A 14950-nucleotide genomic window follows, 5' to 3' on the forward strand; every position below is an offset into this window, starting at 1 on the left:
GACAGTGCCCGCCACACCGGGGCGGTGTGGCGGGCACTGTTCTGTCTGTGGCCCAGCTTTGCGGCTCAGCGGGCGAAGAGTGCGCCCGTCAGGTTCGTGGTGAGGTTGCGGAGCGAGTCCGGCAGGTACTGCAGGTGCCAGCCGCGCGGGCCGCGGTACCAGGTGAAACCTTCGTCCTCCTCGTCCGGAGTGCTGTCGGTGGCGACCAGTGCGTCGATCCAGCGCTCCGATCCGCCGAGGACGACGGCGTACGGGAGGGCACGCGAGCAGAGCTCGGCGTGCTGGTCGACCGGCAGTTCGCTGACGTCCATCTCGAGCAGCTCACCGCGGATCGCGGCGACCTGGCCGAGCACCCGGCCGGCGGCCGGCGCCTTCGCCGGCATGTAGCGGCCGACCACGATCAGGCCGATGCCGACCAAGGTGACCGCGAGACCGACCAGACCCCAGGTCGACAGCAGTGCGAGGACGACAGTCAGCGCGACGCCCAGGACGGTGATGACGATGCCGATGGTCGCCCACAGCGACCGGGTGCGGTCCGGGCGCTCGTTGAACCAGCCGCGCTTGACCACACCGTCGTACAGGGCGTCCTGGACCTGGGCGAGGTTCGCCCGCACCTGGCGGCCGAGCTCGGAGACCAGCACCGAGTCCGAGTCGCCGAAGATCGCGCGGATCAGGACGTTCTCGTACCGCTGCAGCTCCTCCGACGGTGCGTTCGAGACGCGGCGCAGCTCCCAGTCGGGCCGCGCGTACTCGGTCTCGTGCTCCAGCTCGATGATCGTGATGTGCCCGCGGACGGCCAGGTCGATGATCGTCGCGGTGACGTCCACCGGGTCGATCCGCTCGTCGATCAGCGTGCCCACCTCGCCGGGCCGCAGGTCGGACGGCGGACTGAAGTCGATCCGGGTGTCGGTGCCCAGGCTGAACAGCGACGCCGGTACGACGCGCCGCGGGTCGACCCGGTCGCGTCCGCGCAGCCGGTAGAGCACCAGCAGTGCGATCACGCCGAGCAGCAGGATCGCGAGTGCGGTGAGCAACTGCGCGGTGTCGGTGGAGAAGGCCCGCTTGAAGGTCTTGCGGTACTCGACGATCGAGTTCGCGGCGATCTCGCCCTCGGGGAAGCCGATCACCATCCGGACCGTGTTCCCCGGCGGCAGCATCTGCTGCTGGAAGGTCGGCCCGGACGTCTCACCGATCTGCGCCAGCGTGCACGGAGTGTTGCTGTCGATCGCGCCGGCGAAACAGGAGACGTGCGAGACCTCGGGTGTGCTGAAGAGGATGTTCGCCTGTGTGACGGGCAGGTTGATGCCGGTCAGCGGGGCGAACCGGACCTCGGTGCCGTTCAGCGTCTTGGCGACCGCGCCCTTCACTGTGTAGGTGAAGTCCAGTTGAGTGGTGCCGCTGACATCCGCGACCGCCACCGAGGTGACGTCGCCGTCGGTCTTCACGTCGGCCTGCTTGTCCTGACCGCCGGCCTTGACGGTCAGGTCCCCGATCTCCTGGACGTGATCGACGTCGTCGGGAAGGTGATCGCGGGTGACGATGAACCGGGTGAACGTCCCGCTCACGTTGCTCAGCTTCCAGGTCTCGGAGACCCTGAGCAGGCCATCGCGTTCGACCCGGACCTGACTGTCGAAACTGGTCACCGCCGGGTCGGCCGCGGAACCCGAACCGGCCGCGCCGGCCGGCGCGGCGGTCAGGCCCATCAGGCCGAGGGCACACAGGGAGAGCCCGAGCACACGTAGACGCATCGCCCAATCACACCGTAAAGAGAGGGTCAGGTTGACACGGGCACGATAGCCCCTGGCGCGTGTCAGGCCACCAGTGGGGACCAGCGTCCGGTCAAGTTCGGTTGAGCCTGGGCTCGGATAGCGTCTTCGGTGTGTCAGGCAACCAATGGGGTCCACCGGCTGCCCCGCCGTACGGGCAGCCGCAGTTCGGGTGGGGCGCACCGCCTGGTGGACCGCGGCCGCCGAAGAAGAAACGTGGCGGGCTGATCGCGCTGTTCGTCGTACTGGGCATTGTCTTGCTCGGTGTGATCGGGCTGAAGGCGGTCTCCAACACGCTGAAGCACAACGGTGACCCCTACACCAGCCAGCCGGCCCCGACGTACTCCTCGAGCTACAGCCCCACGGCCGAGCCGTCAGAGACGCCATCCGCGGCGCCGACCCGGCCTGTCACCAACCGGCCCACCACGACCCAGCCGACCACCACACGTCCGACCGCGCCTCGGACGACCACGACGCCGAAGAGCAATCCCGGCCCGTCCGACACCGACCTGGTACTGCGGAACAAGCTGTACAAGGCCGGAGGGATGGGCTCGGTGAGTTGCAAGGAGTCACGGTCGCGCCCGTCCAACGTGGCCGGCGCCCGGGCGAACTACGTCAACCTGCTCCGCTGCCTGAACAAGGCCTGGCCCGCGGTAGTGACGAAGGCGGGTGGGCGGTTCCGGTCGCCGAAGGTGCAGGTGTTCAGCGGGACCATCAGTACGCCGTGCGGGATGTACAGCGACACCGGTCCACCGTTCTACTGCGGCAGCACCGAGACCATCTATATGAACCTCAGCGAGGACATCGGGAACTACAACCGGTACCCGGAGGCCTATCAGAAGGTCTGGGCGCGGATGTGGATGCTGCACCAGTTCGCGCACGAGTACGGCCACCACGTGCAGAACATGACCGGGATCCTCGCGGCCAACGCCCGGATGCGGTACGACGCTCCGACCCAGGCGGCCGAACTGGAGGGCAGCCGGCGGCTGGAGTTGCAGGCGTCCTGCTTCGGCGACATCTTCATCGGGTCGAACAAGCGGACCTACCCGGTCACCGGGCAGGCGCTGTTCCAGTGGAAGTGGCTGATCCTGCACTGGACCGACTACAACAACGACCACGGCGACGGAGTGAACCACCAGTACTGGGCCACCCGGGGGTTCACCAGCCGCAACCCGAACGTCTGCAACACCTTCGCCGCGTCGGCCGCGAAGGTGCAGTAGAGGCCCGGATTCCGGTCGGCTGAGAACCGACTGGCCGGGGTGGCTAGCCTGGTGGGTCCGGATCACGCAAAGTATGTCCGGAGGGTGCGCGGTGTCCGGGGGGAAAAGAACCGACCTGGCGCGCTTCGGCACCCGGAACAGCGCCGGATGCACCACGTTGACGGCTACACCAGCGAGGTCGTGAGGAGTATCGATGTCGGACAACTGGAACCCACCTCCGGGGAACGAACCGGCTGACGGTGAGCAGCCGGCCGGCCCGCCGGAGCGGGGTCCCGGGGGTGGCCAGCCGCCCAAGTGGTGGACCGGGGACACCGCGGCCAAACGTGAGTTCCAGGACCCGGCGCAGGGCGAACGTCCGCCGAACAAGTGGTTCGGCGAGGGCTGGGCGAACCGCCGTCCGGAGAACCCCGACGAGCCGTCGTGGCAGACCAGCCCCGAACAGTCTCGCCCGACTCCATCCCAGTCCGGCCCACCCCAGCAGCCCGGTCCACAGCCCGGTTGGGGCCCACAGCCGGGCCCGCCGTCACCACAGTCCGGTCCGTCACCTCAGGCCGGTCGAGGTCCGCAGCCCGGCCCTGCCCAGCAGTCGGGACCGCCGCACTCCGGTCCGACGTCGCAGTCGAGCCCAGCCCAGTCCGGCCCAGCCCAGTCCGGCTCAGCTCAGTCCGGTTCAGCACAGCAGTCTGGTCCGCAGCCGTCCGGGCCGCAGCAGTCTGGTCCAGCTCAGTCCGGATGGGCGCAGCAGTCCGGTCCGCAGACTGGTGGGGCTCAGTCCGGGTGGACGCAGCAGGCTGGCCCGCAGCAGCCCGGTCCGGGTCGGCCGGGGCAGTCTCGGCCGCCGCAGCAGCCCAGCACGGACCAGTCGCAGTCCAGTGCGTGGCACTCGGCTCCGTCCCAGTCCAATCCCGAGCAGCCCGGACCGTACTCCGAGGGCTCATACCTGTGGGGTTCGCCGCAGTCGGCGCCTCAGCAGTCGGCCTCGCCGTGGAGCAACGCCCTGCCCCCACAGCAACCACAGCAACAGCGCATGCCCCGCCACGCGACTTCGTCCGGCAACCAGCTCGGCCCGATGGGCCAGCCGGTACAACAGGCGCCGAACTGGCAGTACCCGCCGATCCCGATCCCCCAGCCGCCCGGCGGGCGCAGGCGCAAGCCGAAGCGGACTCCGCGCCTTCTCCTGATCGGCCTGGTGGTGCTCGCCGTCCTGGTCGTCGGCACCGGCGTCACACTGCTCGTCCGCAACACCGGCAACGACGCCCCACAAACGACGGGCACCCCGTCGGCCCCGGCCTCGGAGTCCCCGTCCGAGTCGCCCTCCGAGTCAGCGTCCAGTGCGCCGACCCCGACGAGGCCACCCGGCCCGACGGTCGACGAGGTCGTCAAGGCCAGCAAGCTCTACAGCATCGGCCCGATCGCGGCCTCGAAGTGCGCGGAGCCGCTGATCGCCCCGGTGAACTTCACCGGGGCGAGGACCTACTACAACCGTCTGCTGCCGTGCCTCAACCGCACCTGGTCGCTGGCGATGAAGAAGGCCGGCCTGCCGTTCCGCGCCCCGAAGGCGGTCGTGTACGCCGGCAAGCTGCCCTCCCCGTGTGGCATCCAGCGCAGCGTGCGAGCGGCGTACTGCGGTGCGAACCAGACCATCTACCTGCCCTTCGCGGTGGACCTGCGCTACTACCAGTCGAACCCGATGTACGCGCGCGCGATCATGCTGAACACGTTAGCGCACGAGTACGGCCACCACGTCCAGAACCTGGCAGGCATCCTCGGGGCGTCGGTGACGCGGCAGCAGCAGATGACGCCGAACCAGAAGCTGCAGGAGAGCCGCCGGCGTGAACTGCAGGCGACCTGCCTGGGCGCTGCCTACCTCGGCGCCAACGCGGCGTTCACGCCGATGCGTGGCCCGTTGCTGCAGAACTGGAAGTTCCTGATCTCCCACACCGGCGACGACTACGCCCGCCCGCGCATCCACGATCACGGCAACCGGGTGAGCAACTACCAGTGGTCGATCGCCGGCTACAACAGCAAGAAGCCCGACTCCTGCAACACGTTCACCGCCGTGGATGTCCGAGTGAACTAGGCGGTGTCTGACGGTCCCGCGCCGTAGCGAGCAGGTGCGGGACCGTCAGACACCGCCTTGCCCGCGTTCAGAACAGGCGGCGCGCTGTGGTCAGCGTGCCGCCGAACGCGGTGACGAAGTTGCTGAGCGACTCGCCGATGTCGGACAGGTGCCAGTTGTCCGGGCCGGCGTACCAGCCGATGCCGGCGTCCGGGTCGTCGTCGTCATCGGTCGCCGCGATCTCCAGCGCCCATTTCTCGGTCAGTCCGAGCACAGCGGCGTACGGAAGGCAGCGGGACGCGAACTCGAGGCGGTGGCTCTGCGGCAGGTCCGCCGACGTCTCGTCGACCAGGTACCGCTGCAGGCCGGCCACTCGACCCAGTACGGCGGCTCCGCGCGCAGTGCGTGCCGGTGCGACCTGACCGATCAGTGCGAGCACCAGACCCGCCGCCATCACCGCGAAGCCGACCAGGCCGAACTTGCTCACGATCGCGAGCACGACGGTCAGTACGACGCCCGCACCGAGCAACACCAAGCCCGCAGTGGTCCAGCGGTTCCGGACGGCGTCCGGACGGGAGGTGAACCAGCCCTGCGTCACCACATCGGCGTACAGCTGCTCGCGGACCAGGTTGAGGCGCGGTCGCAGCGACGGGCCGAGGTTGGACACGACCACTGAGTCGCCTTCCGCGAAGACCGCGTCCAGCAATGCCTTCTCGTACGGCAGCAACTCGTGGCCGCCCTGGTGGAGCCGGTGCAACTCCCAGTCCAGCCTGCCGAAGTGCGATTCCCGCGGCAGCTCGACGATCGTCAGATAGTTGCGGACGGCAAGGTCCAGCAGGGTCGCGGTGATGTCGACGACGTCGGCCGTCTCGTCCACCACCGTGCCGACCTGGCCCGGCCGGATCCCGTCCGGTGCGGCGAACTGCGGACCGTCCGAGCCGTTCAGCACCGGCCGCTCCGGCGCGCCTTCGCCGACCTTGGCGGCGTCACGACCGCGGAAGAACCACAAGGCCACGGAACCGAGCAGTCCGATGCCGAACACGATCACCGCCAGGCCGATCGTGCTGGAGTCGGCAGTGAACGCCCGCCCGAGCGTCCAGCGGGTCTCGTACTGCGCGTTCGGCTGCACGGTCGCCTGGTCGCTCAGCCCGGTCAGGAACGTCACCCGGCCACCCGCGGGTACGCCGTTCTGCTCGATCTGCAACCCGGCCGACTCGGCCAGCTGCGACGACGTACACGGCATGCTCGAGCCGACCCGGCCGGCGAAACAGGTGACCCAGGTGGCGAACGGGATGCTGACGCTGAGCTCGGCCTTCGGGATCGACACCCCGAAGCCCTGCACGACCGGCCAGCTCACCTCGCGGCCCTCGGTCGAGTCGGCCACCACGTTGTCGACGGTGTAGCTGTAGACGATCTTCGACTGGCCGGACACGTTCACGGTGAGCTTGCGACCGTCGTCGGTGCGCTCGTTCTTCAAGCCCTGGGCCGGTTGGCCGTTCACGGTCGCCGACACGTCACTCAGGCCGTAGGTGCGGTCCCGCTCGGCGTCGGACCGGACCCGGGTGGCCAGCGTCCGGCTGAACGTCGTACCGCCGGCGGTCAGGTCGACCGTCTCCTTCACCTGCAGCTTGCCGTCCTTGGTGAGCGTCGCCTCGGCGGAGTACGCCGTGATCTGATCGTCGGCGGCCTGGGCCGGCAGCGTGCTCAGGGCAACTATCGGGGCGGTCAGGGACATCAGCAGGGCAGCCGGAAGGAGGCGGCGCTTCAGTGACATGGGTCGAGAGTAGTCTCGTGCCGGTTCGCCCAGCGAACCCGACCGAACCCGATCACGGCGCAGGAGGCCAGACCTGTGAGCAGTCCGTACGGCTACGGTGGCCGTCCCCAGGACGGTCCGTCCGGACCGCCTCCCGGTGTGCTGCCACCGCCGCAGTCCGCGCCGTGGCCGCCGCAGGGGCCGTACTCCACTGGCCCCGGTCCGATGCAGCAGCGAGCGCCGTACCCGGGCCAGCAATACCCGGGGCAGTGGGCGCAGCCGTACTACGGCGGTCCGGGTCAGTTCAACGGGTTCCAGCCACAGCGTCGCCGGGGCGGTCCGGTCCGGCTGATCGTGCTGGCGTTCGTGCTGCTGATGTTCATCGCCGTGTCGGTGGCGGTGCTCGGCAGCCTGCTGGGCAAGAGCGACGACAACACCGCCCAGCCCGGGGTGACCGGTCCGTCGATCGTGCCGACGCCGACCATCAACCCGCAGAAGGGTACGGCGGAGGACTACCTGCTCAACGCCGACATCTACCGCACCGGTCCGCTGGCCGAGCAGAACTGCCCGGCCGCGAACCTGCGTGACGGCAGCCTGGCGGCGCAGAAGGTGTACTACCAGAAGCTCTTCAACTGCCTGAACGACGCGTGGCGGCCGATCTTCAAGGAGCTCGGCCAGGACAAGCCGGACCCTGGTCTGGTCGTGTTCGACAAGCCGGTGACGACACCGTGCGGCCGCTTCGAGCCGCTGTCCGGCCGGGTGCTCGCGTTCTACTGCTACGGCAACCAGGTCATGTACACCGACGTCAAGCAGATGAACCGGGCGTTCGGTCCGCAGCAGGATCTGGCCTACTTGATGACGATCGCGCATGAGTACGGCCACCACGTGCAAGGCGTCAGTGGGCTGTTCTATGCCCGTGCCGTCTATCTGCAGGACCATCCGGATCAGGAGCTCGAGAGCTCACGCCGCAACGAGCTGCAGGCGTCCTGCTTCGGCGGTGTGTTCAGCAAGGCGGTCGAGAAGTCGTACCCGCTGACCAACCGGCTGGCCGAGTTCAAGGAGCAGTCGAGCAACAGCTTCGGTGAAACGCCTGACACCCCGGAGGACGAGCGTACGCACGGCTTGGCGACCAGCCAGGGCTTCTGGATCCAGAACGGCTTCAACATCGGCGCGGACAAGGCCTGCAACACCTCGCAGTATCGGCCGACCTGGTGAAGTGACGAGTCCCTGCCAGGCGGCGACCGCGCGGGGCCTGACTCAAGTCGACGACAGCACCCCATGATCAACTGCCTTTGGTGATCCACTGGACCATGCACTACTGCCAGCGCTGCGAAACCCCAGTCCACCTCCTGCCGAACGGCGACCACGCGACCTGCCCCATCGGCCACTACAACGAGCCCGCCAGACGACTCCCGCTCTTCGTCGTCACAGGCGCCTCCGGCTCAGGCAAGTCAGCCGTCTTTCCCTTCCTGGCTGCAGAACTGCAGGAGTACGCCGTCTTCGACGCAGACCTTCTCATCGACCCATTCGGCCTCGCCTGCGCACCCGATCCGATCAACTGGCCCGCCTTCCGCGACGCCTGGCTGGCCGTCGCCCACTCAGTCGCCCAATCCGGCCGCGCAACCGTCCTCCTCTCTCCTTTCATGTCGGAGCAACTCGAAGACCTCCCCGCCCGCCGCTGGATCAGCGACATCCACTTCGCCCTCCTCGACTGCACCGACACCACCCGCACCGAACGCCTCGGGAACAGACCCAGCTGGCGCGAACACAACCCCGCCCAACAACTCGCCTTCGCCAAACACCTCCGCACCCAAATCCCCACCGTCCTCCCAACAGACAACACCACCCCCACAACCACAGCTCTAGCCATCGCAGACTGGGTCCGCAACCTCTCCCGGACCTGATTCAGCGGCAGTGGCGTGTCGAGGGGTTGGCGGATAGGTTTTGTTATGCGGGTAAGGGGAAATCTGGCCACCGAGCGCTTGCTGGAGTGGGCCGCCGGCGCGGTTGGTGGCGGGGCGCGGGTCGGCACGGTGCAGGCGTTGCACGGTGAGCAGGGGCCGTGGCGGGTGGGCGTCGAGTATCGTGGGGTGACGACGGAGGTCGTGTTGCGGGCGCCGACGCCGCGGATCGACGGTTCGATGATCGCCACCGGAGCCGCCGCGCTGGAAGTGGCCGAGCGGCATGGCTTGCCGGCTCCTAGGCTGATCGATGCTGATCTGTCGGGCGATGTCGCCGGAGTGCCTTCGACGATCGAGACCGTCGTACCTGGCACGAGCGACTGGCCGGCGCCGACAACGGTTGAACGGTTGCAGGGCGCTGGGGCTGCCCTGGCTCGGGTCCACGCCGTCGCGATGGCACCCGGGGAGCACCTTCCCTTCCGGCCGCGACCGATCGCCGTGGACGACTTCGCCGCCGACCGCCGCAACGACCGCATGCCCACAACACCTTTACTGCAAGCGGCTGACGAGCTCATCGCGGCGTACGGCGTCCCGCCCAACCAACTCGTCTATGTCCACGGCGACGTGTGGCCCGGCAACCTCATCTGGAACGGCGACGACGTCGCCGCGCTCATCGACTGGAAGACCGCCGGCGTCGGCGCGCCCGGGGTCGACCTCAGCGAACTCCGCGAGCAGGTCGCGATCACCTTCGACCCAGAAGCACCAGCCCATGTACTCGACGGCTGGCAACGGGCGACCGGTACGACGGCGAGCGATGTCGCCTACTGGGATGCCGTCGCCGCGCTCAATACACCCACCGAGCTGGACGGACCGGCGACCGCCCGGCGTGACGCCTTTCTTCGCGAGGCGCTAGGCAGTCTTGGGTGAACCGCGACTCACATCGTCTGGCCGATAGCCGCGCCGAGGAAGGCGCCGCCGAGGCCGGCGATGATGCTGGCGGCAACGTTTGCGGCGGCGAAGAACTTCGCGTCCTGCTCGATCAGCCGCAATGTCTCGTAGGAGAAGGTGGAGTAGGTGGTCAGCGCACCGCAGAACCCGGTGCCGACCAGCAGTTGCACCGAATGCGGCACGCTCGACGTCGTCGCAGTACCGGCGACCACCCCGAGGATCAGCGAGCCGACGATGTTCACGGTGAACGTGCCCCACGGGAAGACGGTGTCGTGGCGGGCCTGGACCGCGCGGTCGGTGAGGTAGCGCAGCGGCGCCCCGACAACGGCCCCGGCAATCACCAGGAGCAGGTTCACCTCGACTCCCCCTTGGAGTCCGGGGCGGTGTCACGTCCGGCGTACCGGATGACTTCACAGTCGTCGAGGATCACCAGGCCCTCGGTGACGAGTTCGTCCAACTGGGGCAGGAAAGCGTGGATGCGGTCGTGAGTGTCGACGATGACGATCACCACGGGCAGGTCCTCGGACAGGCTGAGCAGACGCGTGGTGTGGATGCGGTTGGACGCGCCGAAGCCTTCGACGCCGTGCAGCACGGTGGCGCCGGCCAGCCCGGCCTTGTGGGCGCGGTGCACGATCTCGGTCGACAGGGGCTTGTGGTGCCAGCGGTCGGACTCGCCGATCATGATCGTGAGTCGAAGAGCAGTGCCGGTGAGTCTCATCGCTGCCTCCGGTGGATCAGGCTTCGCGTCGCGCTGGCTGTCGCCCAGACCGCGATCAGCGCCGCGGCCGCAGTACTGGCGAGATAGATCAGCGCCGTGCCGGGGTGCCGGTCGGCGATCAGGCGCTGGATGTCGAGGGTGTAGGTGGAGAACGTGGTGAAGCCGCCCAGGATCCCGGTGCCGAGGAACGGGCGCAGGTACCGTTGCCGGGCCCACACATCGGTGACCAGCACCATCAGGACACCGATCAGCGCGCTGCCGGCGATATTGATCACCAACGTGGCCCAAGGGAAGCCGCCCGCCGGAGTCGGCCAGGCCAGGCCGATCAGGTAGCGCGCGGTCGCACCGATCGCGCCGCCGACGGCGATGACCGCGAGTACGGCGGCGTCGGTCGCCAGATGCCGGGTGGGTCGGGCGAGATGCAGGTCGACGTCGGGATCGCTGGGTTCCTGCGGAGCCGGATCGGTCTGCTCGCGTTGCTGCACCGGGTGATGCCTCCTACCTGGACAAGTACCCCGCGGCAGGCGCGCCACGGGGTCGGACAGGTAGGGACTGTTGGCCATCCCGCGATCGGGTGACGGTTCGGGGCCGGCGAGCCCCACCGCCGGTCGTACACCACCAAGCCTAACCGCTGCCCCGCCCACGCGCCCAAGGGCCGCCTAGCCGGGCGAGCTCAGCTCCACGATGAGATCGTCGAAGGCGCACCGCGAAAGGAGGACCTTGCCATGTCACCCGTTCCGAAAGCGGGCGCGCGGTACGACGGCCTCGCTGACTGGTACGACGAGCACAACGCCGCCGCGGCTGACGACAACCGTGGCCCATTGCTGGAGTTGCTGGGCCCGGGAGACGGACTGTGTTTGGACCTCGGCTGCGGGACCGGACAGAATCTCCTGGCCCTCCGCACCACGGGACGCACCGTCATCGGGCTCGAGTACTCCGCCGACCAACTGCGCCTCGCCCGGCGACGTACCGCCCGCGGCGAGGCGCTGGTCCAGGCCGACGCCGCCACGCTGCCGTTCGCCGACGCAGTCTTCTCCACCGTCGCCGCGCTGTGGCTCTCCACCGACGTCGACGACTTCGCCGCCGTACTTCGTGAGGCCGCCCGCGTACTGCGTCCGGGCGGAGTGCTGGCGTACTACGGGGTCCACCCGTGCTTCAACGGTCCACACACCGAAGGCCGCGTCGATGGGGGGCGCGTCGTCCACCCGACGTACCGCACCGTCGGCTGGCATCCGCCCGCACCCTGGTGGGGCGACGGCGGTATCCGCCACCGCCTCGGCATGCGACACCTGCCGCTCGCCGACCTGCTCAACTCGTTCACCGCGGCGGGCCTGACGATCACCCGGACCGTGGAGCCACGCACCGACCCGGTGCCCTGGATCCTGGCCCTACGCGCCGAGAAGCGCTAACCGTGGGTCGGGTGGGCCCAGGTGGCGTGGGAGAATCTCCGGGTGCAGATCGGGGTCCTTGGGTCATTTGAGGTACGCGCGGACGACGGCAGCTTGGCCGACGTGCCGGGTGCTCGGTTGCGCGCGCTGTTGATCGCCCTGGCGCTCGAGCCGGGGCGCGTCGTGTCGAAGGCGACGCTGGTCGACTGGATCTGGGGTGAGCGTCCGCCCGCTGATGCCGCGAATGCCCTGCAACGCTTGGCTTCCCGGCTGCGGAAGGTGCTGCCAGGGGTGATCGAGGGACAGACGGGCGGCTACCGGTTGACGGTGAGCGCCGACGCTGTCGACGCCCTGCGGTTCGAGCGTCTCCTCGCTCAGGCTCGCCAGGAGGAGGGTTCCGGGCGGCTCCGGCTGTTGCGCGAGGCCCTCGCTTTGTGGCGCGGCGCAGCGATGCAGGATGTCGGGTTGGAGGACAGCGAAGCGTTCGAGTCGGCGGTGACGCGGCTCGAGGGGCTGCACCTGACCGCGATGGAGGATCGGTTCGAAGCAGAGGTCAGCCTCGGTCATGGCGCGGAGGTGGTCGCGGAGCTGACCGACGCGGTAGCCGCGCACCCGCTGCGCGAACCGCTGGTGGCCGCGCTGATGCGTGCCCTGGTGGCGGCCGGTCGCGATTCCGAGGCCCTGCTCGCCTACGAGCGCACGAGGGAGGCCCTCGCGGACGCCCTGGGCGTCGACCCCTCGCCTGAGTTGTCGGCCTTGCACGTCGCCTTGCTGCGGGGCGAGTTGGGACGCCGGGAGGAGAACCGGAAGACCAACGTGCGGGCCGAGCTGACGAGTTTCGTCGGGAGAGACGCTGACGTCGCCGTGGTCCGCGAGCTGATCGCGGAGCATCGGCTGACCACGCTGGTCGGGCCGGGCGGCTCGGGCAAGACCAGGCTGGCCACGGAGACCGCGCGTACGCTGCTCGGCGACCTGCCGGACGGGGTTTGGCTGGTGGAGCTCGCCGCGATCGGCGCCGACGGTGACGTCGCGCAGGCGACGCTCACCGGGCTCGGGCTCCGGGACGCGCTACTCGGCTCGGGACCGGGCACCGACCTGGTGGACGGGCTGATCGCCGCGATCCGCGAGCGGGAGGCGCTACTGATCCTGGACAACTGTGAGCACGTGATCGAGGCGGCGGCTCAGTTCGCCGATCGAGTCCTCGGAGAGTGCCGACTGCTGCGGATCCTGGCGACGAGCCGGGAACCGCTCGGCATCACGGGCGAGGCGCTGTGGCTGGTCGAGCCGCTGCCCGTGCCCACCGACGCCGGCGCCGGCGAGATCGCGTCCTCTCCGGCCGTCCGGCTGCTGCGGGACCGCGCGGACGCCGTACGCAGGGATCTCGCGGCCGACGAGCACACGTTGGCGACTATGGCGCGCATCTGCCGGGCGCTGGACGGCATGCCACTGGCGATCGAACTCGCCGCGGCCAGGTTGCGCACCATGTCCATCGATCAGCTCGCCAACCGGCTCGACGACCGGTTCCGTCTCCTGACCAGCGGCAGCCGTACGGCGTTGCCGCGCCACAAGACGCTGCGCGCGGTGATCGACTGGAGCTGGGAGCTGCTCACCGATGCCGAGCGGATGGTGCTGCGCCGGCTGTCGGTGTTCTCGGGCGGGGCGAGCCTGGAGGCGGCCGAGCAGGTCTGCGTCGGCGCTGACGTCGAACCGTACGAGGTGCTGGAGCTGCTCACCTCGCTGGTCGAGAAATCGCTGCTGGTCACGGACGGCGACGGCGCCCCGCGCTACCGGATGCTCGGCACGATCAAGGAGTACGCCGCGGATCGGCTCGCGGACGCCGGGGAATCGGACCTGGCCCGGCAGGCGCATCTCTCCTACTTCACCGAGTTCGCCGAGACCGCGGAGCCACATCTGCGTCGCGCCGAGCAACTGGACTGGATCGCCACGCTCGAGGCCGAACACGACAACATCAGTGCCGCGCTGCGGGCGGCGATCGCGGCCGGCGACGCACCGGCGGCGATGCGGCTCGCGGCGGCCACCGGCTGGTACTGGTGGCTCAGCGGGCGCCGGGGCGAAGGCATCGAGCTGATGATCGCGGCCACCGAGGTTCCCGGCGAGGTGACCGATGAGGTTCGGGCCATGACGTACGCGCTGGTGGTGCTCTTCGTGACCTCGGGGCGGGGCGGCGAGCAGCAGGGCGTGGAGTGGATCCACAAGGCGTATCGATTCAGTCAGCAATCCGAGCACCACAACCCGCTGCTGGATCTGGTGATCCCGCTGGAACGCCTGCTGGAGGACCCTGCTGCCGTCGTGCCGGCGTTCGAGTCGTTGCTGGACAGCGTCGACCCGTGGGTACGCGCTCTGGCCCGCTGGCAGGTCGGCAAGATGCGGACCGTGCTCGGCGAGAGCGGCCCGGAGGCGGAGGCCCAAATGGAGATGGCGCTCGCGGAGTTCCGGACGCTCGGCGAACGGTTCGGGATGTCGTTGGCCCTCTCAGAGCTGGCGGGCCAACTGGCCCTGCGTGGCGAACTCGCCGGTGCCTCCGAGTACTACGAACAGGCGATCACCGTCGTCACCGAGGTCGGCGCGATCGAGGATGTCATCCGGCTGCGGACTCTGCAGGCGCTGCTGTACTGGCGGAACGGCGATCAGGAGGCGAGCGCGGCCGCCATCGCCGAGGCGGAGAAGTGCGCCGAAGGCGTCACCTGGACGTATGCACTGGTCGACCTGGCGTTGACGAAGGCGGAGCTCGCTCGCTGGGGCGGCAACGCCGAGGAGGCCCGCCGCCAACTCGCCGTCGCGACCAGCTATCTGGGCGACGACGCGAAGCAGGCGAACATCCGGGCCGGGATAGAAGACACGCTCGGCTACCTGGCCGACGATCTCGGGGACGCTCGTACGCACCGCGTGGCCGCCTGGCAGGCGGCGGCCGAGGCGGGCCACCCGCCCTTGACCGCTCAGGTAGTAGTCGGGATCGCGGATCTCGCGGTTCGCCTCGACCAGTACGAACAGGCGGCGCGATTGCTCGCGGCCGGCGACGGACTCCGCGGACTGCCGGATCGCTCCAGCCCGGATGTGGCCAGGATCGAGCGGGACGCACGACGTCACCTCGGCGAGGCACGGTTCGCCGAGGTGACGCAGGAGGGTGCGGAGGCGAGCTGGTCCGAGCTGGTCGAGGCCACGCTCGCTTCGTGAGG

13 protein-coding genes are annotated in these 14950 nt (G+C 69.2%); 7 read left to right on the top strand and 6 right to left on the bottom strand.

The annotated features are described in order from the left end of the window. Positions 1–65: 65 nt before the first annotated feature. Positions 66–1748 (bottom strand): DUF2207 domain-containing protein, encoded by a 1683-nt coding sequence (locus OG876_RS08035; RefSeq protein ID WP_328524151.1) that lies wholly within the window; start codon positions 1746–1748, stop codon positions 66–68. 131 nt (positions 1749–1879) lie between these two features. Between OG876_RS08035 and OG876_RS08040 the strand changes: the two genes are divergently transcribed. After that, the gene (locus OG876_RS08040) at positions 1880–2986 is read left to right on the top strand and encodes a neutral zinc metallopeptidase (protein WP_328524152.1); all 1107 of its coding nucleotides are present in this window, start codon (positions 1880–1882) and stop codon (positions 2984–2986) included. Between the two features lie 670 nt (positions 2987–3656). On the opposite strand, the gene OG876_RS08045 is transcribed toward OG876_RS08040, so the two are convergent. Further along, positions 3657–3869, bottom strand: a complete 213-nt coding sequence (locus OG876_RS08045) for a hypothetical protein (RefSeq protein ID WP_328524153.1) — start codon at positions 3867–3869, stop codon at positions 3657–3659. Between the two features lie 144 nt (positions 3870–4013). Here OG876_RS08045 and OG876_RS08050 point away from each other — a divergent pair, with 144 nt between their 5' ends. Further along, positions 4014–5066, top strand: a complete 1053-nt coding sequence (locus tag OG876_RS08050; protein WP_328524154.1) for a neutral zinc metallopeptidase — start codon at positions 4014–4016, stop codon at positions 5064–5066. 67 nt (positions 5067–5133) lie between these two features. Here OG876_RS08050 and OG876_RS08055 read toward each other — a convergent pair whose 3' ends face one another. After that, positions 5134–6819: a DUF2207 domain-containing protein gene (locus OG876_RS08055; RefSeq protein WP_328524155.1), complete on the bottom strand. Its 1686-nt coding sequence runs from the start codon at positions 6817–6819 to the stop codon at positions 5134–5136. Between the two features lie 75 nt (positions 6820–6894). Between OG876_RS08055 and OG876_RS08060 the strand changes: the two genes are divergently transcribed. The 3 genes from OG876_RS08060 to OG876_RS08070 all read left to right on the top strand — a co-directional run bounded on the left by OG876_RS08060 (position 6895) and on the right by OG876_RS08070 (position 9626). Next, a complete protein-coding gene (locus tag OG876_RS08060; RefSeq protein WP_328524156.1) occupies positions 6895–8013 on the top strand; it encodes a neutral zinc metallopeptidase in 1119 nt (372 codons plus the stop codon). Positions 8014–8093: 80 nt separating this feature from the next. Then, entirely contained in the window at positions 8094–8702 is a 609-nt protein-coding gene (locus OG876_RS08065) for a hypothetical protein (RefSeq protein WP_328524157.1), read from the top strand. Positions 8703–8747: 45 nt separating this feature from the next. Further along, entirely contained in the window at positions 8748–9626 is an 879-nt protein-coding gene (locus OG876_RS08070) for an aminoglycoside phosphotransferase family protein (protein ID WP_328524158.1), read from the top strand. 8 nt (positions 9627–9634) lie between these two features. Here the strand turns inward: OG876_RS08070 and crcB are convergent, their stop codons facing one another. Genes crcB through OG876_RS08085 form a run of 3 tightly spaced genes read right to left on the bottom strand, consistent with a single transcriptional unit; the run spans position 9635 to position 10850 of the window. Continuing rightward, positions 9635–10003 carry a fluoride efflux transporter CrcB gene (crcB, locus tag OG876_RS08075; protein ID WP_328524159.1) on the bottom strand — a complete coding sequence of 123 codons (369 nt, stop codon included), beginning with the start codon at positions 10001–10003 and terminating at the stop codon, positions 9635–9637. Continuing rightward, the gene (locus OG876_RS08080; protein ID WP_328524160.1) at positions 10000–10365 is read right to left on the bottom strand and encodes a DUF190 domain-containing protein; all 366 of its coding nucleotides are present in this window, start codon (positions 10363–10365) and stop codon (positions 10000–10002) included. Before OG876_RS08080 ends, crcB begins: the two co-directional genes overlap by 4 nt. Beyond that, on the bottom strand, positions 10362–10850 hold the full coding sequence (locus OG876_RS08085) for a fluoride efflux transporter FluC (RefSeq protein WP_328524161.1): 489 nt from the start codon (positions 10848–10850) through the stop codon (positions 10362–10364). The genes OG876_RS08080 and OG876_RS08085 overlap by 4 nt, the downstream gene beginning before the upstream one ends. A gap of 240 nt (positions 10851–11090) precedes the next feature. Between OG876_RS08085 and OG876_RS08090 the strand changes: the two genes are divergently transcribed. Both OG876_RS08090 and OG876_RS08095 read left to right on the top strand, forming a co-directional pair. Further along, on the top strand, positions 11091–11774 hold the full coding sequence (locus tag OG876_RS08090) for a class I SAM-dependent methyltransferase (RefSeq protein WP_328524162.1): 684 nt from the start codon (positions 11091–11093) through the stop codon (positions 11772–11774). Between the two features lie 21 nt (positions 11775–11795). Then, positions 11796–14948: a BTAD domain-containing putative transcriptional regulator gene (locus OG876_RS08095; protein WP_328524163.1), complete on the top strand. Its 3153-nt coding sequence runs from the start codon at positions 11796–11798 to the stop codon at positions 14946–14948. The last annotated feature ends 2 nt before the right edge of the window (positions 14949–14950 follow it).

The organism is Kribbella sp. NBC_00359 (assembly GCF_036097425.1).
Classification (GTDB): domain Bacteria; phylum Actinomycetota; class Actinomycetes; order Propionibacteriales; family Kribbellaceae; genus Kribbella.

Coding starts and splice junctions, on each gene's coding strand:
- OG876_RS08035 (WP_328524151.1), bottom strand. CDS start 1,748: ATGCGTCTACGTGTGCTCGGGCTCTCCCTGTGTGCCCTCGGCCTGATG.
- OG876_RS08050 (WP_328524154.1), top strand. CDS start 4,014: ATGCCCCGCCACGCGACTTCGTCCGGCAACCAGCTCGGCCCGATGGGC.
- OG876_RS08055 (WP_328524155.1), bottom strand. CDS start 6,819: ATGTCACTGAAGCGCCGCCTCCTTCCGGCTGCCCTGCTGATGTCCCTG.
- OG876_RS08070 (WP_328524158.1), top strand. CDS start 8,748: ATGCGGGTAAGGGGAAATCTGGCCACCGAGCGCTTGCTGGAGTGGGCC.
- OG876_RS08080 (WP_328524160.1), bottom strand. CDS start 10,365: ATGAGACTCACCGGCACTGCTCTTCGACTCACGATCATGATCGGCGAG.
- OG876_RS08090 (WP_328524162.1), top strand. CDS start 11,091: ATGTCACCCGTTCCGAAAGCGGGCGCGCGGTACGACGGCCTCGCTGAC.